This window comes from Winogradskyella eckloniae (assembly GCF_013249045.1).
Taxonomy (GTDB): Bacteria; Bacteroidota; Bacteroidia; order Flavobacteriales; family Flavobacteriaceae; genus Winogradskyella; species Winogradskyella eckloniae.
Genome location: NZ_JABRWP010000003.1, coordinates 156,214 through 180,577 on the forward strand (window position 1 = coordinate 156,214; position 24,364 = coordinate 180,577).

The following is a 24,364-nucleotide window of genomic DNA, read 5'->3' on the forward strand; positions in this document are numbered from 1 at the left end:
TTTCAAATTGATGTGAAACTAAGACATAAAGTTGATGAAAGAAGATTATTACGAAGTATTAGGTATTAGCAAAGGTGCAACGGAAGCTGAAATAAAAAAGGCTTATCGTAAAATGGCTTTGAAGTATCACCCAGATAAAAATCCGGATGATAGTACTGCTGAGGAAAAGTTTAAAAAAGCGGCAGAAGCCTACGAAATATTGAGTGATGCTGACAAAAGAGCACGCTATGATCAGTTTGGTCATCAGGCATTTGATGGTAGTGCAGGAGGTGGCTTCGGTGGAGGCGGAATGAATATGGATGACATATTTAGCCAATTTGGAGATATTTTTGGAGGCGGTTTTGGCGGTTTCGGTGGAGGCGGCAGCAGACAACGTGTCGTCAAAGGGAGTAATCTACGAATTAGAGTGACGTTATCCTTAGAAGATATAGCCAATGGTGTTGAAAAGAAAATTAAAGTAAAACGTAAGATTCAAGCACCAGGTACAACGTATAAAACGTGTTCTACTTGTAATGGAACAGGTCAAGTCACAAGAGTAACGAATACTATTTTGGGTCGTATGCAGACGTCTGCAGCTTGCCCAACTTGTGGAGGAGCAGGTCAATCAATAGATAAAAAACCTGCAGATGCTGATGCGCAAGGTTTAAAAGTAGCAGAAGAAACTGTTAAAGTTAAAATACCAGCAGGTGTTGTTGATGGTATGCAGCTTAAGGTAACCGGAAAAGGTAATGATGCTCCTGGAAATGGTATAGCTGGTGATCTATTAGTTGCCATACAAGAAGAAGAGCATGCTACCTTAAAACGTGAAGGTGATAATTTACATTATGATATGTATGTGAGTTTGCCAGATGCCGTATTAGGAAACTCAAAAGAAATTGATACAGTAACAGGAAAAGTAAGAATTAAAATAGAGCCTGGTGTACAGTCTGGTAAAATTTTAAGATTAAGAGGAAAGGGAATTCCAAGTATTAACGGTTATGGTAAAGGTGATTTGTTGGTGCACGTAAATGTCTGGACGCCAAAGACCTTAAGTAAAAAACAAAAAGCATTTTTTGAAAGTATGAGAGAAGATGAGCATTTTGAGCCTAAACCAGAAAGCTCAGATAAATCTTTTTTTGAAAAAGTGAAAGATATGTTTTCATAAAAGGCTTCTTTTTAAGAAAAAATACTATATTTGACTTATCGCTAGTAGCAATTAGCGATAATTTTTCTTTTTCATAGCAATTTTTTCCCATCCTTGTCTAATCATGAGGGTGGGTTTTGTTTTTTTAGGCACTACTAAAAATCGTATATATTGCTGCCTCTTTGGGTGTTATGTCTAGATCAGTTGAGACATGGTTTAACAGACTTTTTTAATAAAAAAATATGTCTAAAATGGAATAATTAAATATAGTGCAAAATGTAATATTTAATTATTCAAAATCTAATACATTTAATATCTTTACCTAATAACCAATCTCTAAAATTTAGTTTTATATGAATGACTTATTAGTTGCTAATTCCGTTTCTAAAAGTTTCGGAAAGTTTAAAGCACTAAATGAAGTGTCTATTGCTGTGCCTAAGGGTAGTATCTTTGGATTGCTTGGTCCAAACGGAGCAGGTAAAACCACGTTAATTCGGATTATAAACCAGATTACTATGCCAGATCAAGGCACTGTTTTATTAGATGGTCAGCCTCTTAAACCAGAGCATATTAAGGATATTGGTTATTTGCCTGAAGAACGCGGTCTCTATAAGTCGATGAAAGTTGGAGAACAATGCTTGTACTTAGCGCAATTAAAAGGATTAAGTAAATCTGAAGCCAAAAAAAGACTAAAATATTGGTTTGAAAAACTTGAGATTGGCGATTGGTGGAATAAAAAAATACAAGAATTAAGTAAAGGGCAAGCGCAAAAAATACAATTTGTAGTTACCGTTTTGCACCAACCAAAATTATTAATTTTTGATGAGCCGTTTTCGGGTTTTGATCCTATTAACGCCAACCTAATAAAAGATGAAATTTTACAGCTTAGAGAAGAAGGTGCAACTGTGATTTTTTCAACACATAGAATGGAATCGGTTGAAGAATTATGCGATCATATTGCATTAATTCATAAGTCGAATAAGGTTTTAGATGGTAAATTAAATGATATAAAACGTCAAAATAAAACCAATACGTTTGAAGTTGGATTAGAATCAATGGATTCTGATAAGGTGTTTTCTGAAATCAAGGCGAAATTTGAAGTTCTACCTGCAACCTTTCGCAATTTAAATGATGACATTAAGTTAAATATAAAGTTAGGTGAACAGACTTCGCCCAATGACTTGCTTTCCTTTTTAACATCTAGAGCACAAGTACATCACTTTGTAGAAGTTATACCTTCGGCTAGTGATATTTTTATTCAAACTATAAAAAATAATTAAGGATGAATCATTTACCATTAATTATAAGGCGTGAGTATTTCACAAAAGTGAAGAATAAATCATTTGTGATTATGACGTTTTTAAGTCCAATAATAATGATTGCGCTCGTGGCAGTGGTTGCTTATTTGTCTCAATTAAACAATGATAAACAGCGAACAATATCAATTTTAGATGAAACTGGGTATTTAAAAGATATTTTTGATAATACAGAAAATACAACCTATACAAATTTAAGTGGGTTGAGCTTAACTGATGCTTTAGTTGTAGTTAAAGAAAAGGAAGATTATGGTTTGTTACATATCGGAGCTGTAGATTCATTAAGTGTCTTTGCTAATAATGTAAAATTCTACTCGCAAGATTCCCCATCATTAAGTATCATTAGGGGATTAGAGCAAAAAATAGAGAAGCGACTACGAGAATTAAAACTTCAAAAAGATGGTGTGACCATCGCTCAGATAGAAGCATCTAAAACTAATATAGAAATTGCGCAAGAAAGTTTTGATGGTGAAAAGAGCTCTAAAATTGACAATATTGTAAAGTTAGCATTTGGTGGTGCGGCTGGTTACTTGTTATTTATGTTTATCATAATTTACGGAAATATGATAATGCGAAGTGTCATAGAAGAAAAAACAAGTAGAATCATAGAGGTTATTATATCTTCAGTAAAACCTATTCAATTAATGATGGGTAAAATTATAGGAACATCTTTGGCTGGTGTTACCCAATTTGTAATTTGGGTCGTATTAGGAGGTGTTTTAATGGTCGTTGTATCGACCATTTTTAATATTGATTTAACGCAAGTAAAAACGCCACAACAAGAAATGATGAATCAGGCAATGCAAGCAGAAGGTGCACAAGCTATGGCCGAAAATTTAATTGTAGCTGTAGGTCATTTACCTATGACCAATCTTATTATTGCATTTATGTTTTTCTTTATTGGTGGTTATTTACTGTATAGCTCATTGTATGCTGCCATAGGAGCAGCAGTAGATAATGAGACCGATACACAGCAGTTTATGTTGCCGATTCTTATGCCATTAATTTTGGCGGTTTACGTTGGTGTGTTTACAGTTATTGAAGATCCACATGGTACGGTTTCAACAGTGTTTTCATTTATTCCGTTAACATCACCCGTTGTAATGTTAATGCGTATTCCGTTTGGTGTGCCGCTTTGGCAGCAAGGATTATCACTACTTTTATTAATAGGTACTTTTATTTTGGCTGTATGGTTTGCTGCTAAAATTTACAGAGTAGGCATTTTAATGTATGGTAAAAAACCAACCTATAAAGAATTATTTAAATGGTTAAAATATTAAAAAGTGATGCAAGATCTAAGTAAAATAGAAGAAGCAATAACAGAAAGTTCATTTTGGGAAAAGACCAAACACTTTTTAGAATTGCATATGGATATTGGTAAAGATATCAGTATTTCTATTTTAGATATAATCATCGTAATAACCGCAATTTTTTTAACCACGGTAATTTTAAGAATTGTTTTAAAAATTATTACCAGAAATCTGCCTGATGATGATAAAGGTAAATTTAATGTCGTTTATGGTTATTTTAGATGGTTAATATATCTTGTTATTTTATTAATAACATTGCACAGTGTTGGTGTAAATGTTACAGCGGTTTTCGCCGCTTCAGCCGCACTACTTATAGGAATTGGTTTGGCATTGCAAACCTTGTTTCAAGATATAATTTCTGGTGTGTTTATATTAATTGACCAATCGGTACATGTTGGTGATATCATAGAAATTGATGGAAAAGTAGGTCGTGTTGAAGAAATAAAACTGAGAACCACAAGGGCTGTTACAATAGATAATAAGGTATTAGTGATACCAAATCATTTGTATTTAGAAAACAGTTTGTATAACTGGACTCAAAATGGTACCACAACAAGAGAAAGTGTAGAAGTAGGTGTTGCTTACGGAAGCGATGTGCAATTAGTAAAGAAATTATTGCTTCAAGCCGCTAGTACACATGAGGACGTATTATCGAGTCCTGAGCCTACTGTAATATTTACTAATTTTGGTGAGAGTTCTTTAGATTTTAAACTCGTTTTTACGTTGGCAGATAGTTTTAAAGCACAGTTTCCAAAAAGTGATTTACGGTTCGAAATTGAAAGACTTTTTAGAGAAAATGACGTCACTATTCCATTTCCACAACGCGATATTCATATTATAAATAAAAATAAATAGTATGAGTTTTGGTTGGTCAAAATGTTGTGCAATGTTTATTTTTATTTCAATAGGTAGTGTACAAATTGTCAAAGCTCAACTGTCTGATTTAGCGCGTTTAGAATATTCCTTTATTCCGAGTAGCAGGTCTGATGATCATTATACGCGATTAAAAGCGTTGGTCAATTATCCAATAAAGATTAAAGATAAAGATTATTTAATTGTAGGTGGAGAATATAATAGAATTCTATTAAATCTTGAAGACGAGTATCCTTTCAATACGAGCCAACTTAATAAACTTCATGTTATAGATTTAAACATTGGCTATACGTTTAAAGCGAATGAGGATTGGCGCCTAGGTTTTAAAATAAGTCCAAGAATTGCGTCTACATTAACACATAGCCTTTCTATGGAAGATATGTTTTTAAATGGAGGTGTTTTTGGAATTAAAGACCGAACCGACGCAGAAGATATAGACAAACCTTATCGGTTAATACTTGGTCTTACATATAACACCACAACAGGAGTTCCCTTTCCGCTGCCGTTTATAAGTTATTTTAGACTGGTAAATAAGCATTGGTCGTATAGTTTAGGGGTTCCGAAATCTAATATCAAATACTTTTATAAAGAAAAAAATATATTTCAATCTTTTGTAGCTTTAGACGGATATTTTGCAAATATTCAAAACCCAATACAAATCAATGGTGGTGTTGCCGACAATATTTCGTTGTCTGTTGCTATAGGAGGCTTAGGTTATGAATATTGTTTTACGAAGCATTTAGTTGCTTATGCTTATCTTGGCTATACCTTTAGGTTGAATAACCAATTAAGAGATGATAATAGAAATAATCTTTATAAGTTAACTGATTTAAACACGTTCTATTTTAGAAGTGGAATAAAATTTAAAATATAATTATGTCAAAAATATTAATAATTGAAGACGAAGCGGCTATACGAAGAGTATTAGTTAAAATTCTTTCTGAAGAGAATGATGCGTATCAAGTAGAAGAAGCAGAAGATGGTTTAGCAGGTGTTGAGAAAATTAAGAAGAACGATTACGATTTAGTCTTATGTGATATTAAAATGCCTAAAATGGATGGTGTTGAGGTTTTAGAGGCTGTAAAAAAGTTAAAACCAGAAATTCCTATGGTAATGATTTCTGGTCATGGCGATTTAGACACAGCGGTAAACACAATGCGTTTAGGTGCTTTTGATTATATCTCTAAGCCACCAGATTTAAATAGACTTTTAAATACAGTAAGAATTGCTTTAGACCGAAAAGAACTTGTGGTGGAAAATAAAATGCTGAAGAAAAAAGTCAGTAAAAACTATGAGATGATTGGTGAAAGCGAAGGGATTAGTCGTATTAAAGATATGATAGATAAGGTGGCAGCGACAGATGCACGTGTGTTAATTACAGGACCCAATGGAACAGGTAAGGAACTTGTAGCGCATTGGTTACATCAAAAAAGCGACCGATCAAAAGGCCCAATGATTGAGGTGAATTGTGCAGCCATACCAAGTGAGTTAATAGAAAGTGAATTATTTGGTCATGTAAAAGGCGCGTTCACATCTGCAGCAAAAGATAGAGCAGGTAAGTTTGAAGCTGCAAATGGCGGAACGATTTTTTTAGATGAAATTGGCGATATGAGTTTGTCTGCACAAGCAAAAGTGTTGCGGGCATTACAAGAAAGTAGAATACAACGCGTAGGAAGTGATAAGGATATAAAAGTTAATGTTAGAGTCGTAGCGGCAACTAACAAAAATCTTAAAAAAGAAATTGCAGATGGTAAGTTTAGGGAAGATTTGTATCATAGACTGGCCGTTATTTTAATAGAAGTACCAGCTTTAAATGATAGACGTAATGACATTCCTTTACTCATAAATTACTTTGCAGAAAAAATATCTGGAGAGCAAGGAAACGCTAAAAAAACATTTTCAGCAAAAGCCATAAAATTACTACAAAACTATGATTGGACAGGGAACATCCGTGAATTAAGAAATGTGGTAGAGCGATTAATAATATTAGGAGAAAAAGAAGTAAGTGAAAGTGATGTCAAAGCTTTCGCTTCAAAATAGTAAATAGGTAAGAAATGTGACCTTATGTAAATAAAGGTGTCTAAATAGTGAAGACTGCAATTTTTTTCGACAAAATGCAAATTTCTTAGACGAAATGTAAAATTGTTTGTATATTGCAGTCCCTTAATTAATATTTAACCCCTTTATTATGAAAAATAATAGCGTTATTCTAACCTTATTATGTTTTGCTTTTACTTATTCTCTATTTGCACAATCTCCAGGTGGTGTCGGAAAAACCGATATGTCATTATGGGTGAGAGGCGACTATGGCGTCTCTAATTCTGGGACGTTAACATGGTCAGATGATAGTGGTTTAGGTAACAATGCATTTCAACCAACTGCAGGTGCTCAGGCGGCACAAAGTAGTACAATGAATTTTAATAGCACATTTACTTTTGATGGTAATAGCGATCGTTTTGCTATTGCAAATAAAAGTTATCCTGCTAATGAATCTATCAGTCAACTCTATACGTTTGTAGTATATAAAACGGACTTTAATAATACGTCCTATTCTACCAATTGGTCTTTTTTAGATTTTGACCGTAGTGAAACCTTTAACTTTTATGTACATGGTAACGGAAGATTAGCCATGTCTTATCAATCAGGAGGTACACGAGATCTTGTGGCAAATACCACATCAAATGATAATAATGCGCATATTGGTACATTTATTTTTAATAATGCGGTTACAGATGAATCAATAATGCGTTTAGATGGAAATATTGATTATGAAGAAGATATCACATCATCTAATATCGTAACACTTTCTAATAGATTTGGTTTTATTGGTGATGGGTCCGAAGCAGGTGCAGAAAATGGTGGCGCAAATAACATATATTATGATGGAGAAATAGCTGAAATCATTTTTTATGAACAAAACGCCTTGTCTGCAGCAGATATTCAGAAAATTGAATCTTATTTAGCCGTAAAATATGGTATAACACTTAATCAAAGTTTTGGGAGTTATGTAAACGCTTCAAATGTGACGATTTGGAATAACCTAACCTATTGGAATGATATTGCCGGAATTATAAACGACAGCAGTACAGGAGCATTAAATCAAAGAGTTACACAATCTAATAGTCAAGATCAACTAACTGTAGCAACCACTAATGATTATACAACATTGAATAATGATGTGAGTAGAGCGGATTTACCTTTAGGTTCCTCATTATTATTTGGTAATAACGGAAACAATACAGGTGTTCAAGTTTTTGATGCTGGAAGTAGTGATTTAATTTTAAATAGAAAATGGTATTTCACAGAAGTCGGAGAAACAGGCTCTGTATATTTAGCAATGCCAAAAAGTGTATTTAATGGAGAATCTATTGATTTAATTGTAAGTACAGACGATACGTTTGATAATTCAGATACACGTATACCAATGAGTTCGGATGCTACGCATTTTTATACAAGCGTGAATGTTAATGATGGTGATAGAGTCTCTTTTATCATAAAAGACAATTTTGCACCAGGAGGTGTATTGGGTGCATCATTATGGTATAAAGCCAATAATGGTGTTACACTAAGTGGTGGTAATGTAGAAGCTGTTGCAGATCAAACAGGAAATGCCAACAATTTACTTCAACCAAGTGCAGCCAATCGTCCGTCTAATGCAGATTTGATGAATTTTAATCCAACCTTCACTTTTGATGGGAGTTCAGATCGATTACCAATAGAAAATAAAAATTATACAAGTGCGGATAATTTAAATCAGGTGTATGTTTGGACCGTTTATGCCACAACATTTTCTGATGCTTCACAAGCATCAAACTCCTATGATACAACCAATTGGGCTTTCCTAGACTTTGATAGGAGTGAGTGGTTTAATACGTCGGTGTCAGGTGATGGTCGTCTAGGATTTTATTATCATCCGTCTGGCTCAACTATTGTAGATAATAAGGCGCCAACCATAACTAATAATGGAATTCCGCATATTGGTGGATTTACATTTGACCTTAATGACGTTAATGAAACTACAATTCGATTAAATGGTGCTGTAGATTTAGTTGCAGATAGAACAAACCTTGCACTAAATAGTAATAATACACGATACGGATTTGTAGGTGATGGGTCAGAAGCAACAAGTTTTAATGGTACTAGCAATAATTCTTATTATTCAGGTGATATCTCTGAGGTTATATATTTTGAAAATCAAGTATTAAGTACTGCCAAAATAGAAACCATAGAATCTTATTTAGCCATAAAATATGGAATAACACTAAATCAAACGACACCAACTAATTATTATGCAAGTGATTGGGATGGAACGTCTGGGACTGTAATTTGGAATGCAGCAGACAATAGTGCTTATAACAATGATATTGCAGGAATAGGACTAGATGAGCGATCAGATTTAAATCAACGCATATCTAAATCTCAAAATACAGATGCGCTAGTCACATTTGCATTAGACAATGATTTTGTGTCTGCAAATAATGCCAGTTCTCGTACAACAGACCATGCCACTAATTTGTCATTTATGTCTTGGGGAAATAATAATGAACCTATGACATGGAGTGCAACTGGTGCTACAGACTGTTCAAATAAAAGATTAAATAGAATTTGGCGTATAGACGAAACAGGTAGTGTAGGTACTGTATATATTTCGGTGCCAGATGACAGTAGTACAGAGCCAAGCAAGCTTCCTACTGAGGATACAAGTTTGTATTTAATAACCAAACAAAGTGATTCCGATTTTACTACAGGAGCTACAATGACCGAATTAACATTAAATGGAACACGTTGGGAATTGCCTGCAGGTATAGATTTTGCCGATGGTACTTACTTTACTTTTGAAACTTTAAGAGCTACAAAAACAGCAGTAGGTTCAGACTGGTCTACAGCAGCAGATTGGTCGCCAGCGAGCGTACCAACAGCTATAGACAATGTTGTAATACCAACAGGTATAGATATGGCTATTGCAGCAAGTAGTGTTGTAGAAGCTAATCAAATTAAAGTCGAAGCAGGTGCAAGTCTTACGGTAAATACAGGAGCAGCATTAACTGCTAATTGTGATGTTGTTTTAGAATCGGTTTCTACCAGTTATTCAAGTTTAATATTAGATGGATCAATACTAGGTGCTGTTATTTATAATAGACATATCAATGCGGCTGCTACGTCTGGTAATGCAACAACATTTAATGATTTGGTAAGTGCACCATTAACAGGCGAAACGTTTGGTAATTTTAGAGCTGCTAATTCTAATATTTTATCGGGTACGATAGGTGGAAATCCTGCATTTTTATTTGGTCCTTATAATAGTACAACCAATGTTTATGTCAACTATGGTCCTGGAGATGATGCTTCAACCTTAGATGCAGGTGTTGGTTACCGTACAGGTTCTACGGATAATGGCACATATGCGTTTTCTGGCACAGTAGAAACATCTACAGTTACGGTGCCTGTGGTTACGAGTAGTAACTTAAATTGGAATTTAATAGGAAATCCTTATCCTTCCTATTTAAGTGTACAAGACTTTTTAAATGATACAAATAATCAGACCATTATGAATAATGGAACCTACTATGGTATTTATGGTTATGATGGCGCAGCGCATGATGGTTGGACGATCTATAATTTAGCAAATACTACGTCTACAACAGCTATTACACCAGGTCAAGGGTTCTTTATTGCCACAGAACCAAATGTTTCTGGAAGTATAAGATTTGAGCCAGTAATGCGAACTACAGGAAATACAGACGATTTTATTGTAGGAAGAAGTGCTTCAAGTCCATTAACGTATCTAAAGCTTAAAACGAATACGAGTGACGATTTATACAAAACGGCATTTTACTTCAATAGTAATTCTACTTTAGGTCTAGATGTAGGATATGATGCTGTAACATGGCATGAGAACATTTCTGACTTTGCTTTATATTCTAACCTTGTAGAAGGAAATGAAGGCCAACCGTATGCTATTCAATCATTACATGATTCTGATTTAAATAATGTAACGATACCACTTGGTGTGCATTCTAATGCAGGAGAATCTTTAACGTTTAGTATAGATGAATCAACATTGCCAATGCATACAGAGGTGTATTTACAAGATGCATTACTTAATACTTTTACCTTGTTGACAACGGCAGATTATACTATAACACCTGCCAATGATTTGTCTGGTACAGGACGCTTTTATTTAAATATTTCTAATACTGCTTTATCTACAAATGATTTAACAAAGGATGCATTAGAAATTTATAATGACCCAAATTCTACAGTGTTGGTTGTAAACGGCGTATTGCAGTCTAAAGCGTCAATTGCATTAATAGATATGCAAGGCAGAGTGGTAACCACACAAGATTTGTCGCTTCATGTAAATTCACAATCAGTAGCATTTAAGACCATCAGTGCTGGTGTATACATTGCTAAAATTTATGGCGATAACTATTCTAAATCTCAGAAAGTGATGTTTTACAACAAATAAAATATAATAACATAGAATAACAAAAAGGCTAACCTCGTGTTGGCCTTTTTTTGTGCAAAATAGTATTTTTAAATCCCTCATAAGGGAGTGAAATTAGTATATCAAGTAAAAACTATTAAAACTTCATTATATTTAGGTGTTGGGCTTAATTATGAAAACAAACCTTATAACATATTTCTTATTGTTAACTTTAATGGTTTTTTCTTGTAAGCCAAAACAAAACTTAACTAACAAAACTACTTTTCCGAAATTTATTGGAAATGAACTTGATTTTTTAGGCAGTTACAAAACTTCAAGTGAAATTGAAAATGAACAATCTATATTTCATTACGATAGTTTAAATTTAAAAACTGTACGGAATGAAATTAAATATGAATTTTGGATTGATGAACTATTGGTTTACTCTATAGCAACTGATTCTGGTAATCAATGTCGAATTATAGAAGTATTTAAAAAAAACTTCATTCTAATATCTTCTGGTAGTTGCGGAATAGCAACACCTGATTTTGTTGATAGAAACGATGTTAAAGTAATAGATATAAATTCTCATAAAATTTATAGTTTTTCACTTAACAACTTGCGACTTACTCGATCAATTGAAATGTCTAAACTCGGATATCCTAAGTCTAAAAAATACTTTGGAGTCTTGAATTTTGATTTGGAATCAAATAAACTCAAAATTTATAATCAGTATACAGGAGTGATGGAAATTGATTTGAATGAAAATTAATAAAACACGAAACAAAATAATTGCCGAAACTAATGGCAAAAAAAAGGAGCTAACAGCTGAGGAAATCGAATATTTGAGACACTTTGAATTAGAATTAATCAATATGAATTCGTGTTGTTGTACATCCACTGATTACTATACATTGGAATATAATGACGAAGTTCTTGAAATAAAAGATAGCGGTTGCAAATGGTATGGATATGGAAGGCTTCACAATTTATTATTTAATGAGGAAAATTAAAAACTCCTGTCAACACTGTGAAAAATTAATGGCATTTGAAGTACTTACGTGCACATATTCCGTTAGAATATTAACGGTTCGTAGAAGTTTTCAAAATGAGTTGCTCAAACAGCAATAATTATTTACAAAACCCATAGAAATTCAGTAATAAAATGGCTGTACTCAAAAATCATTATATAAATATTGCTATAATTATAGCAGGAATAATTAATGCAATTGTTGGCGGAATTTTAATAAATTCTTCAATTCAAGGACATTCCAGTTTTGGAGTAATTGCAGGAGCTTTGATTCCCCTTGCTGCCTTAGCTTTTTATGGCGATGGTTATAGGTCATATAAAAACTTAGAAGTCACAGAAACTATACTAAAAAAGATATTTAAACCGAGTATTAAAATTGGACTTATGCTATTCGTATTGATGATGCTTATGTTGGGTTGGATAAGTGCTTCTCAAAACGAGATTGCATTCGATATGGAATATTTATATTTTTTCGCAATCATTCTGGCCATTTTTTTAACACCCAATTTATTGGTGCAATTTCTATTCTATATGTTTTTAAAAAGAAAAATTAGATAATTAATTTACCTACGCCAACGGAATCCAAAACGAGCATAAATTGAAATGACGCAACTTAAATTCTGTATTGCAGATTTAATTCTCATGATAGGTAAATAAAATAATGAGAGATTTACATATTTTATTTGCTAAATTAGGTGCTGAAGTAGGTAGCAATCCCTTAAAAAAACATATAAAAGCACCAATATTAACGGCTCAAATGACAGAAGAACAAAAAAGGTTATGGCATAAAATTAAAAATTTTGAGATTGACGACATCGATGCTTCTTTTACATTTTCAGATCGATTGGCAAGAGAAAATGATTGGTCAATAGAATATGCGCTGAGAACAATATTAGAATACAAAAAATTTATTTTTCTGATTGCCGTTTCAGATTATCCGCAAACACCTTCAGACCAAATAGACCAAGTTTGGCATCTGCATTTACTTTACACAGAATCTTATTGGATTGAGCTTTGTACAAACACCATACAAAAACAAATACATCATGGACCAACAAAAGGTTCAGAAGAAAGAACGTTATTTAAAGAACAGTATGTAAAAACACTTGATTTGTATGCTTCAATATTTAACGAAAAACCTCCCAATGACATTTGGTTGGATGTCGATACTAGATTTAGCGACATTCACTTTACAAGGGTCAACAGAAAGCGAAATTGGATCATACCTAAACCTCGATTTAAAAACTAATGAAAATTTTATCTCAAATAACACCAGCTGAAACACTGCTCATTAAAGATTGTGACGACGTACAATTAAAGGAGTTAATGAAGTTTACTTTTATGGATTTACTTCTAAAAAAGGTGATTGAAATTAAAGAAATTGACAAAAAAGCACATCCAAGAGATCCTTATCTTAGAACCTATACTTATGTTGTTGCGGGCAAAAATTTCAAGGCATACACACCCAAAAACCACGAAACCATCTTTTTAAGTCCTTTTACAAAAAGTCCAGCTATTGAAATACTATTTAAGAATTTTATAAAAATGGTATGCGAGACTACCAACGGAATCTGGAGTTTTATAAAATCAACAAGAAGCAATACAGAAATCAAACCTTATTTTAAGCAATCCGTGTTGTTGAGTTTTTTTAAGTTGAACAAACGCACGCAAGACGGCAAAAAATTAGGGAGCGAAATAGCAAACTATTTAAATGAGATTGACAATCGTATAGATCATTTGCTTCATAATGATCAGCAGCAAGCATTAGAGTTGATACTTAACATAGGAGGGAATATTTTTTTATTAAAAAATTTAGATTTTCAGCTTTTAAAAACAATAGATAAAGCCTTACTAAATGAACAGAAAGTTAAACATAGTGATGCTTATGAATCTGATAGTGATTGGTGGTTTTATATAGAAATTTTTGAAGACGATTATAGCTTTGATTCTTATTTTGAAAGTATTGACGACACTTTAGACGCATTTGATTCTGAATTCGATATATCTGGTTGTTCATCTTGCGATAGTGGATGCAACAGTTGTGGAGGATGTGATTAAAAACGATGGTAATGTCATATAGCATACATAGTTATATGAACCTGTTTACAAAAAGGTCTTCAGATTTTCTATTCGGTTTTTATTTGCTAAATTAGTTGATTAAACGTGCAAAACGCAGCAGATACAAAACCGTTAAATGTAACTATGAAAAAGATTGATATAGAAGATTTCAGAATTTCGTCAAAAATAAATATAAAAGACCTCCCAACACATATTGATATAGACGCAGACAAGAAAGCGTTAAAGAAAGCCTTACGTGATGTAGGTAAAGATTTAGCAGATATACAAAACACCATGTATGCACATGGTAAGTATTCGGTATTAATGTGTATTCAAGGTATGGATACAGCAGGTAAAGACAGTTTAATACGCGAAGTTTTTAAAGAATTTAATGTAAGAGGAATTGTCGCACATAGCTTTAAAAAACCTACAGAATTAGAGTTAAAACACGATTATCTTTGGAGACATTATATAGCATTACCTGCAAGAGGTAAGTTTGGGATTTTTAATAGAACACATTACGAAAATGTTTTGGTAACTAGAGTGCATCCAGAATATTTAATGTATGAAAATATGCCAAATGTTAATAGTTTAGATGATGTAGATGCCGCATTTTGGGATAGTCGTTTTGACGAAATCAATAATTTTGAAAAGCATATCGCAGATAACGGAACTATTGTTTTTAAATTCTTTTTAAATCTTTCTAAAGACGAGCAAAAAAATAGACTACTTAGACGACTAAATAAACCAGAAAAAAATTGGAAATTCTCACCAGACGATCTCGATGAACGCAAGCTTTGGGAAGACTATCAAGACTGTTACGAGGATTTGTTAAACAGAACCTCAAAAGAACATGCACCTTGGTTTAATATACCAGCTGATGATAAGCCAACCGCAAGATATATTGTCGCTAAAATTCTATATGATACCTTAAAAGTATATACAGATATTAAAGAACCAGAATTACCAGCCAAACAAAAAGCTAATATAGATTCTTATAAGGCAGAATTAGAGCAGGAGTAAACTGCAAAAGAAAGGCTTCCTGTTGCGATGCCTTATGTTAGATACTAAATTAAACGAGTTGTTAGCGTATTGCTTACTGGAATACTACTGCAGCGTATTATCATATAATTATTGGTGATGCGCTTCTTTTCCGTATTCTTCCTTGTAGATTTTTACTAAAGCCATAAACATACTTACCAGTAAAGGTCCAAAAATTAAACCTATAAATCCAAATAGAGGAACACCAACAATAACACCAATTAGTGTGATTAATGGATGCACATTGTCTAATTTTTTTAAAACAAATAAACGGATTAAATTGTCTGTTGAGCCAACCACAACAAAACCATAAATTAAAATGCCCCAAGCCTGATAATGGTCACCATTAGATAGCGTTAATAAAAAGACTGGTAATATGCCAACTAGAGTCCCAACAAACGGAATCATAGAGCCAATAGTTACAATCACAAACCAAAATAAAGGTTCGTCAATTCCAAAAATTAAAAAACCAATTAAGGCAATAAGACCTTGAGCAATAGCGACTAAAGGAATGCCAATAGCGTTAGACTTTACCATAGTTTGTACCTCGTCACCAATTTTATTAATGTTGTCATTATCCATTGGTATATAATCGCGTAAAGATTGGCGCAATTCTTTTCTGTTGGTAAGCATAAAATAAAGCATAAAGTACATTAAGCCTATGGCAATAAATAGATTAAATGTATTGCCAACCATGCTTTGTGCGCTTTCAGACAGCCAGCTGGTAATAGCTGCTGTATCTATTTGACTGTTAATGTCAATACCAGTTTTAAATTTTATTTTACCAATTTGATCTTTAAAAGCATTAATTACCTTTTCGCTATGGTTTGCAACATCTGCTATTTTGTTGCCTAACATAATACCAAATCCACTTAGCGGAATCATAACAACAATAAAAGAAGTCAACATTAATGTTAATGCGGCTAAACTCGATTTCCATTTGTATTTGTTAACCAACATTCGCATTGGTTTTCTCAATAAAATATAAAACGTAATGGCGCCTAAAACACCACTCAAATACGGTAGCATTTCACTAAAAATCAGACTTCCTGTGAGTAAGATGAGTAGTAAAACAAAAATTTGACGGATTATTTTAGGCGCAATTTGTGGCATATATAAGATATTACTTTAATCAAAGATAATCGTAATTGATTGTAGGTTGTATCTTATATAGACAAAAAGTTAACTCAGATACTTTGGTCTATAAAGCAATTTCTATCTGATTGTGCAGTATATCTTCAAAAACCTCACGCTTTCTTATGAGCTGCGCTTTTCCTTTATAGAGTAACACTTCGGCAGGTTTGTAGCGCGAATTATAGTTGCTTGCCATTGAGAAACAATAAGCACCAGCGTTTTTAAAACATAGGATATCACCTTCATTTATTTCGGCAATACGTCTGTTATTCGCAAAAGTATCCGTTTCACAAATATAGCCTACAACAGAATAAAAGCGTTCACGTCCTTTTGGATTAGAAATATTTACAATGTCATGTTGCGAACCATAAAGCATTGGTCGTATTAAGTGATTAAACCCAGTATCTATCTGTGCAAAAACAGTAGAGGTTGTTTGTTTTACAGCATTTACATTGGCTAAAAATACACCAGCTTCACTCACTAAAAATTTTCCAGGCTCAAAAGCTAAAGTTAATTCTTTACCATATTCTTTACAGAATTCATTGAAACGCTTAGATAATTTTTCGCCTAGTTCCTCAATATTAGTTTCAATATCACCAGCTTTGTATGGCACTTTAAAGCCAGAACCAAAATCAATAAAGTCTAAATTTTTAAAATGTTTAGCGGTTTCAAATAGAATTTCACTCGCATATAAAAAGACATCAATATCTAAAATATCACTACCAGTATGCATGTGAATACCGTTAATGTTCATCTTAGTGTTTTTTATAATCCTGAGTAGTAATGGAATTTGATGTATAGAAATTCCAAATTTACTATCTATATGGCCTACAGATATATTGGTGTTTCCACCAGCCATAACATGAGGATTAATACGTATACAAACAGGTACTTTAGGATGTTTAGTGCCAAACTGCTCTAAAATAGAAAGGTTGTCAATATTAATTTGTACACCGAGTTTAGCGGCTTTTTCAATTTCATCAAGCGACACACCATTTGGTGTAAAAATGATGTTTTCTGGCTTAAAACCAGCCTTTAAACCCAATTGTACTTCTTGTATAGAAACCGTGTCTATACTAGAACCCAGTTTATTAAATAACTTTAATATGGATATATTTGAAAGTGCTTTTACAGCATAATTAAGCCTTAATTGTTTTACCTTACTAAACGCTTTTGTTAATCTTTTATACTGAAACTCAATTTTTTCGGCATCGTAAACATATACAGGACTTCCAAAATCATTGGCTATCTTTAATAAGGTCGTATTTTTCATTAGTTCTTAGTCTTAATAATTATTTTTTGAAAGGCCGAAAATAGAATGAATCATTTTAATAAACATAGAAATATAAAAAAATAGTTATTTTTACACAAAATGTTATATAATTAACAAAATGAAAACAATTGCATCTTGTGTACAAGAAATTATAGCAGCTAGTCCTTTTTTAGAAGAAGGATTATCAAGACAGATTATTAATTTTTCGGCATTGGCTAAAGATTTAAACGAGCCTATATCTAAAATGTTACGTAAGCCCGTAAAGGAAGGCGCAATAATGATGGCTCTTCGTCGGTATCAACAACCACTAAATCTTGAAAACTCTAAAAGTTTAAAAAAAGCATTCGAACAATTAGGTGATATTACAGTACGCTCTAATTTAAGTGACTTTACATTTCAGAATTCCAAAACATTAATAGACAGTCACTCTCAGATATTGGATAAGATAAGTAGTAATCATCAAATATTTTACGCCTTTACGCGTGGCATGTTTGAGAGTAACATCATCATTTCTACCTCAGAGAAGGAAAGTGTATTAAACGCCTTTAAAAATGAAACACAAATAGGCTTACAAGAAAAACTATCTGCCATAAGTATATACTTGCCAAAAGGAAATTCTAAAATAGTAGGACTGTATTATCAAATATTTAAACGTTTGGCTTGGGAAAACATCACTTTATATGAAGTAGTGTCTACAACCAATGAGTTTACCATAGTAGTAGAAGATTATTTGGTCGATAAAGCGTTCTCAGCCATAAAGCGATTGATAGATTAAAAAAGCAATTTTAAAAATTATTGACATTTGAAATAAATCAATAATAAAAACAATTGGTAGAAACTTTTAGTATGCTTATTTTTGTTCGACCAATAAATTTCTGATTAAAAATGAATTTACACGAATATCAAGGAAAAGAATTATTAAGTAGTTTTGGAGTACGAATCCAACGTGGAATTGTAGCTCATAGTGCTAAAGAAGCTGTTGATGCAGCAAAGCAATTAACAGCTGAAACCGAAACAGGTTGGCATGTTATAAAAGCGCAAGTTCATGCAGGTGGACGTGGAAAAGGTGGAGGTGTGAAATTAGCCAAAAACCTTTCAGAAGTTGAAGAAATAGCAGGACAAATCATCGGTATGGATTTGGTAACACCACAAACTTCTGCTGAAGGAAAGCGTGTGCACCAAGTTTTAGTTGCTGAGGATGTTTATTATCCTGGTGAAAGTGAGCCAGACGAGTTTTATATTTCTGTATTATTAAATCGTGCTACAGGTAAAAACATGATTGTGTATTCTACGGAAGGTGGAATGGACATTGAAACTGTTGCAGAGGAAACTCCAGATTTAATACATAATGAAGAAATTGATCCTGCGACTGGGATTTTACCTTTTCAAGCACGTCGTATCGCCTTTAATTTAGGATTATCTGGTACAGCGTTTAAAGAAATGACAAAATTTGTTACAGCTTTATATACAGCATACGACAAATCTGATGCCTCTTTATTTGAAATTAATCCTGTTTTAAAAACTAGTGATAGTAAAATAATGGCAGTTGATGCTAAAGTTACTTTAGATGCTAATGCCTTATACAGACATAAGGATTTAGCTGAAATGCGCGATTTACGTGAAGAAAACCAAATAGAAGTTGAAGCAGGTGCTTTAGGATTAAACTATGTAGACTTAGACGGAAACGTAGGTTGTATGGTAAATGGTGCTGGTTTGGCTATGGCAACAATGGATTTAATTAAGCAAGCAGGTGGAGAGCCAGCTAACTTTTTAGATGTTGGTGGTACTGCAGATGCAGCTAGAGTAGAAGCGGCTTTTAAAATTATATTGAAAGATCCTGCGGTTAAAGCAATCTTAATTAACATTTTTGGTGGTATTGTACGTTGTGATAGAGTAGCACAAGGTGTAATCGATGCTTATAAAAACATGGGTAATATTACTGTACCAATTATTGTTCGTCTACAAGGAACCAATGCAGATATTGCAAAAGAATTAATTGACAATTCTGGTTTAGATGTAATGAGTGCTACAGAATTCCAAGAAGCAGCTGATAAAGTGCAAGAAGTATTAGGTTAATTTCATTCCATAAGCGAAAAGAAATTAAAACCTTCTCATTATAAAATTAAAAAAGAGTAACATTAATTGTTACTCTTTTTTTGTTGTGATTTTTTTGGGTCTCCTTTTTTAGGCAAAGGTCCTCGTAAATGTATAATTAGTCCATTGAGGAAATTTCTGAGCACTTGGTCACCACAAGGCATAAATTTTGGGTGGTCTTCATTTCTAAACATTGCATTTAATTCACTTTTAGAAATCCTAAAATCCACCAATTCTAAAATTTTTACAATATCATCATCTCTTAATTTGTGGGCTACTCTTAGTTTCTTAAATATGTCGTTGTTTGTCATTGAAAATTTATTTTCATTCCCATGAAATTGGGAATCCGTTAATTTTTACGTTTTTAAAATTTTAAAATAGCTTTTTTTGTAACCAATCATAAGCTTTACCAAAATGCTCCACCCAAAATTTTTCATTGTGCTGACCACCTTCTATAATATGGCTTTCAATTTGATTTTCTTTTAGGCCTTTAGAGCTTAATAATTCTAGCATGTCTTCTAATTTAGGAATCATAGTTTCTCCTTCATCTGTGCCAGCTAAGAAATAAAACTTTGAAGTTTCTGGGATTTGGGCAGATTTTACCACATCAAAAATTTCTGGATTAATCCAAAAGGCAGGAGAAAATACACCAGCTTGTCCAAATATTTCAGGATATTTTAATACTGCATAAAAGGATATTAAACCACCTAAAGACGATCCAAATATTGTTGTATGAGCAGCATCGGTTTTGGTTCTATACGTAGCGTCAATATGTGGTTTTAATGTGTTTTTAATAAAAGTAAGATAAGCATCTCCTTGTCCGCCTCCATATTTATCGTGTTTATATGGTGTGAGTTCGTCTATGCGTTTTTCATTTCCATGCGCAATACCTATTATTATACTTTGATTATCGACCAAAGTATTCATATGTTCGTCTACTTTCCATTCACCTGCATAAGCGGTTTCGGCATCAAATAAATTTTGGGCATCATGCATATAAATCACAGGATACTCTTTTTCAGAATTTTTATAATTTGTTGGTAGGTATACCCAAATAGTTTTAAGTGTATCTAGTTGTGGAGTAGCAATGATAAACTTCGTAACTTCCTTAGAAGCAGTTGTTTGCGAGTGAATTTTGTTTAGCAAAAAAGCTAAAACTATTAAGTATAAGTGCTTAATTTTCATACTAAAAATACGTCGTTGATTGATAAACGTTATTATTTGCCGACTAAATACAATTAATTTTTCGACAAGATACATTTATTCGACGACAATAAAATAAACAACCTCTGTAACTTTACAGTATTAAATAATTCCCTCAAAATCATGATAAACCGTGCTGAAAAATTGAGTTTACTATCTGAGATGATTGCGTTTGCTCAAACAGATGAAAATATAAAGTCTATTGAATATAATTTTTTATTCAGTATTGCGAAACAATTAGATATTTCTAAAGAAGATTTTGAATATCTCTTTGAGCATCCCGTTACTTATGTGCATTTAAAATCGCATAGTGAACGTATTGTGCAATTTCATAGACTTGTATTGTTAATGAATTTAGACCACAAAGTGTCTCCCAAACAATTGGTGAAAATTCATAATTTTGGGTTACGAATGGGTTTAAGTCATGAATCTATCAATCGTGTATTAGATTTAATGGATAGTTTTCCTAATAAAATTGTGCCACCAGATTTTTTAATAGATATTTTTAAGGTGCAATATAACTAGAATTGTTTGTTGATTGTTGACGTAGGTTTTAACGTTATGGTTTTATTGAGGAATAACGGATACATTATATTTTAGCACAATAACGTTTCAACATATTTATGGCGCTTTTAGGCCTTTAATTTATCTAATTTACTCTGATAAGCTGTAATCTCATCTCTATAACGAGCGGCTTCTAAAAAGTCTAAGGCTTTTGCTGCTTGTTCCATTAATTTACGTTTTTCTCTTATTTTCTTTTCTAATTCGCCTTTGGTTAAATATTCACTTTCTGGCTCTGCTGCAATTTGTGCATCGAGTTCTGTTCTATACGTGCTCACTGAATTTTGCGACAAGGCACTATCTAAACTCTTATTAAGGGCTTTGGGTACAAGGTTGTGTTTAGTGTTATAGGCAATTTGTTTTTCACGTCTGTATTCAGTTTCATCAATAGTTTTTTGCATGCTCTTTGTGATCTTGTCGGCATACATAATGGCTTTTCCTTCAAGATTTCTTGCAGCTCTACCAACAGTTTGCGTTAAGGAACGCGCCGAACGAAGAAAACCTTCTTTGTCGGCATCTAAGATGGCAACTAATGATACTTCTGGTAAATCTAATCCTTCACGTAATAAATTCACACCAACCAAAACATCAAAAACACCTTTACGCAAATCTTGCATAATTTCAACACGTTCTAATGTGTCAACATCACTATGAATATATCGTGTTCTTACTGAAATTCGAGTTAAATATTTGGTTAGCTCTTCAGCCATTCTTTTGGTAAGCGTTGTGACTAAAGTACGTTGGTCTTTTTCTACTCTGGTTTGAATTTCTTCAATTAAATCATCAATTTGATTTAAACTTGGTCTAACTTCAATAATAGGATCTAATAAGCCAGTTGGTCTAATGACTTGTTCTACATATACGCCATCTGATTTTTGTAGCTCGTAATCTGCAGGTGTAGCACTCACATATATAACTTGGTTTTGAAGCGCTTCGAATTCTTCAAACTTTAAAGGTCTGTTATCCATGGCTGCAGGTAAACGAAAACCGTAGTCTACTAAATTTACTTTTCTGCTGCGGTCGCCTCCATACATGGCATGAACTTGAGATATGGTAACATGACTCTCGTCTACAACCATTAAAAAATCATCAGGAAAATAGTCTAATAAGCAGAATGGTCGTGTTCCTGGTGCTCTACCATCTAAGTATCTTGAATAGTTTTCAATTCCCGAACAATAACCAAGTTCTCGTATCATTTCTAAATCGAATTCTGTACGTTCTTTTAGTCGTTTGGCTTCGAGATGTTTTCCTATTTCTTTAAAGTAATCATGTTGTTTTACTAAATCATCTTGAATATCCTTTATGGCAGCATTTAAAACGTCTGGCGAGGTTACAAACATATTAGCAGGATAGATGTTTAAACGATCATATCGTTCAATGACATCGTTGCTTCTGGCATCAAAAGCTTCAATCTCTTCAATTTCATCACCAAAGAAATGGATTCTAAACGCATGATCTGAATAGCCAGGAAACACATCTACCGTATCACCTTTTATTCTAAAGTTACCGTTTTTAAAATCTGCTTCTGTTCTAGAATACAGACTTTGTACCAATTGATGCAATAATTTAGTACGAGAAATGACTTGATCTTTCTCTATAGAAATAACATTTTTCTGAAATTCTACAGGATTACCAATACCATATAAACATGAAACAGATGCGATTACAATAACATCACGTCTACCAGATAATAGGGAAGAAGTGGTGCTAAGTCGCATTTTTTCAATTTCCTCGTTAATTGAAAGATCTTTTTCTATATAAACACCAGAAACAGGAATGTAAGCTTCAGGTTGGTAATAATCATAATACGACACAAAATACTCTACTGCATTTTCAGGAAAGAATTGTTTGAATTCTGAATACAATTGAGCAGCCAACGTTTTGTTGTGTGCCAAAACTAAGGTTGGTCGCTGTACTTCTTCTATAACATTGGCAACGGTAAAGGTTTTACCAGAACCTGTTACGCCTAACAGTGTTTGATATTTTTCGTTAGCATCAATACCTTTTGCCAACTTTTTGATGGCTTGTGGCTGATCTCCTGTGGGTTTAAATTCTGACTCAATTTTAAATCGCATAATGCAAAGTTACGATAAAGAATTAAGCTCTTTATAGTTTTCTATTTGATACATGTTTATAGACTAATCGTTGGTTTACAAACTGCAACTTGATTTAGAAAACCGTAGAATATTATAAATTTCAGGATGGTAATATATCCTAGTTTTAATGACTAGTTATTCGTTTTTTGTTCTATGAACTCCACTGTCTCATGAGATTCAAAAAATAGTTTAAATTCTCGTTTTAGAATATTTCTCAACGATTTAACGTATTGTTTTGATAGTTCATTAGAATCTGAACGTGCAAATTTTCCACTAATAGTGATACCTTTTAGTTCAAATTTAATCTGATCCTCTATTTTTATAGGTGTTAGTAAAAGGCTAATGTATTTGTCTCCTGTCCAATCTACTTTGTGCAGAGCAGAATCTGATGTTTTATGGTTACTAGTATAAGCATTTAAGCTACTTTTTAAACTAATAGTATCTTGGTTCTTAAAGTGAATGGTACAAAATAATTGCTGGTATTTATTAGTTCTAAACTCAACTGAGGAGTTTGTGGCTGACTGAAAATTATATTTCCAAAACACAGGACCTTCATGTGGTCCTGATGATAACTTCTTTTTGGTTTTTTTAGAAGTGCTGTCTTCCGCTATTTCATAACTATCTCTTAAATCTAGTGTTTTGTTTAGATCATCTATTTTACAGAAGGCCGAATCATTTTTTAATTCCACCCTAAATTGTGTAGCGACATTACTGTTTAAAAGCGCTTTTAATTTTTCAACCTCATTTTGCTGTAGTTTTTGACTATGAGATATTTGAAACATAGATGCAGTTATAATGCACATGAATAGAAACTTGTTTTTCATG

The 24,364-nt window shown here is 33.0% G+C and carries 21 protein-coding genes; 15 read left to right on the top strand and 6 right to left on the bottom strand.

What is annotated here, in order from left to right; translation table 11 throughout:
• Window positions 1-34: 34 nt before the first annotated feature.
• From dnaJ to HNV08_RS06115, 12 genes are all read left to right on the top strand, one after another.
• Entirely contained in the window at window positions 35-1,144 is a 1,110-nt protein-coding gene (dnaJ, locus tag HNV08_RS06060; protein WP_173280281.1) for a molecular chaperone DnaJ, read from the top strand.
• Between the two features lie 332 nt (window positions 1,145-1,476).
• Window positions 1,477-2,403, top strand: coding sequence for an ABC transporter ATP-binding protein (locus tag HNV08_RS06065; RefSeq protein ID WP_173280282.1), 927 nt, complete (start codon window positions 1,477-1,479; stop codon window positions 2,401-2,403).
• 2 nt (window positions 2,404-2,405) lie between these two features.
• Window positions 2,406-3,719, top strand: coding sequence for an ABC transporter permease (locus tag HNV08_RS06070; RefSeq protein ID WP_173280283.1), 1,314 nt, complete (start codon window positions 2,406-2,408; stop codon window positions 3,717-3,719).
• 6 nt (window positions 3,720-3,725) lie between these two features.
• A complete protein-coding gene (locus HNV08_RS06075) occupies window positions 3,726-4,604 on the top strand; it encodes a mechanosensitive ion channel family protein (protein ID WP_173280584.1) in 879 nt (292 codons plus the stop codon).
• 31 nt (window positions 4,605-4,635) lie between these two features.
• Complete coding sequence (locus tag HNV08_RS06080; RefSeq protein ID WP_173280284.1) at window positions 4,636-5,496, top strand: DUF6268 family outer membrane beta-barrel protein; 861 nt, start codon at window positions 4,636-4,638, stop codon at window positions 5,494-5,496.
• Between the two features lie 2 nt (window positions 5,497-5,498).
• Window positions 5,499-6,662, top strand: a complete 1,164-nt coding sequence (locus HNV08_RS06085) for a sigma-54-dependent transcriptional regulator (protein ID WP_173280285.1) — start codon at window positions 5,499-5,501, stop codon at window positions 6,660-6,662.
• 148 nt (window positions 6,663-6,810) lie between these two features.
• A complete protein-coding gene (locus HNV08_RS06090) occupies window positions 6,811-11,091 on the top strand; it encodes a T9SS type A sorting domain-containing protein (protein WP_173280286.1) in 4,281 nt (1,426 codons plus the stop codon).
• Window positions 11,092-11,242: 151 nt separating this feature from the next.
• Window positions 11,243-11,821: a hypothetical protein gene (locus HNV08_RS06095; protein WP_173280287.1), complete on the top strand. Its 579-nt coding sequence runs from the start codon at window positions 11,243-11,245 to the stop codon at window positions 11,819-11,821.
• A gap of 393 nt (window positions 11,822-12,214) precedes the next feature.
• Window positions 12,215-12,637 (top strand): hypothetical protein, encoded by a 423-nt coding sequence (locus tag HNV08_RS06100; protein ID WP_173280288.1) that lies wholly within the window; start codon window positions 12,215-12,217, stop codon window positions 12,635-12,637.
• Window positions 12,638-12,740: 103 nt separating this feature from the next.
• Window positions 12,741-13,328 (top strand): glycine-rich domain-containing protein, encoded by a 588-nt coding sequence (locus tag HNV08_RS06105; RefSeq protein ID WP_241697186.1) that lies wholly within the window; start codon window positions 12,741-12,743, stop codon window positions 13,326-13,328.
• Complete coding sequence (locus HNV08_RS06110) at window positions 13,328-14,137, top strand: hypothetical protein (protein WP_173280289.1); 810 nt, start codon at window positions 13,328-13,330, stop codon at window positions 14,135-14,137. Before HNV08_RS06105 ends, HNV08_RS06110 begins: the two co-directional genes overlap by 1 nt.
• A gap of 144 nt (window positions 14,138-14,281) precedes the next feature.
• Window positions 14,282-15,160, top strand: a complete 879-nt coding sequence (locus HNV08_RS06115) for a PPK2 family polyphosphate kinase (RefSeq protein ID WP_173280290.1) — start codon at window positions 14,282-14,284, stop codon at window positions 15,158-15,160.
• Between the two features lie 108 nt (window positions 15,161-15,268).
• On the opposite strand, the gene HNV08_RS06120 is transcribed toward HNV08_RS06115, so the two are convergent.
• Together HNV08_RS06120 and lysA are read right to left on the bottom strand one after the other, a co-directional pair.
• Window positions 15,269-16,291 (bottom strand): AI-2E family transporter, encoded by a 1,023-nt coding sequence (locus HNV08_RS06120; protein WP_173280291.1) that lies wholly within the window; start codon window positions 16,289-16,291, stop codon window positions 15,269-15,271.
• A gap of 88 nt (window positions 16,292-16,379) precedes the next feature.
• Window positions 16,380-17,585, bottom strand: a complete 1,206-nt coding sequence (gene lysA / locus HNV08_RS06125; RefSeq protein WP_173280292.1) for a diaminopimelate decarboxylase — start codon at window positions 17,583-17,585, stop codon at window positions 16,380-16,382.
• Between the two features lie 118 nt (window positions 17,586-17,703).
• On the opposite strand from lysA, the gene HNV08_RS06130 reads away from it, so the two are divergent.
• Window positions 17,704-18,360, top strand: a complete 657-nt coding sequence (locus HNV08_RS06130; protein WP_173280293.1) for a hypothetical protein — start codon at window positions 17,704-17,706, stop codon at window positions 18,358-18,360.
• Window positions 18,361-18,470: 110 nt separating this feature from the next.
• Window positions 18,471-19,661, top strand: a complete 1,191-nt coding sequence (gene sucC, locus HNV08_RS06135; RefSeq protein ID WP_173280294.1) for an ADP-forming succinate--CoA ligase subunit beta — start codon at window positions 18,471-18,473, stop codon at window positions 19,659-19,661.
• A gap of 62 nt (window positions 19,662-19,723) precedes the next feature.
• Here sucC and HNV08_RS06140 read toward each other — a convergent pair whose 3' ends face one another.
• Window positions 19,724-19,990: a DUF1456 family protein gene (locus HNV08_RS06140; RefSeq protein WP_173280295.1), complete on the bottom strand. Its 267-nt coding sequence runs from the start codon at window positions 19,988-19,990 to the stop codon at window positions 19,724-19,726.
• A 61-nt stretch (window positions 19,991-20,051) separates the two neighbouring features.
• Window positions 20,052-20,864, bottom strand: a complete 813-nt coding sequence (locus HNV08_RS06145; RefSeq protein WP_173280296.1) for an alpha/beta hydrolase — start codon at window positions 20,862-20,864, stop codon at window positions 20,052-20,054.
• A 141-nt stretch (window positions 20,865-21,005) separates the two neighbouring features.
• On the opposite strand from HNV08_RS06145, the gene HNV08_RS06150 reads away from it, so the two are divergent.
• Complete coding sequence (locus tag HNV08_RS06150; protein WP_173280297.1) at window positions 21,006-21,407, top strand: TerB family tellurite resistance protein; 402 nt, start codon at window positions 21,006-21,008, stop codon at window positions 21,405-21,407.
• Between the two features lie 107 nt (window positions 21,408-21,514).
• Here HNV08_RS06150 and uvrB read toward each other — a convergent pair whose 3' ends face one another.
• The gene (gene uvrB / locus HNV08_RS06155; protein ID WP_173280298.1) at window positions 21,515-23,518 is read right to left on the bottom strand and encodes an excinuclease ABC subunit UvrB; all 2,004 of its coding nucleotides are present in this window, start codon (window positions 23,516-23,518) and stop codon (window positions 21,515-21,517) included.
• Between the two features lie 152 nt (window positions 23,519-23,670).
• Complete coding sequence (locus tag HNV08_RS06160; protein ID WP_173280299.1) at window positions 23,671-24,363, bottom strand: hypothetical protein; 693 nt, start codon at window positions 24,361-24,363, stop codon at window positions 23,671-23,673.
• Window position 24,364 lies beyond the last annotated feature (1 nt).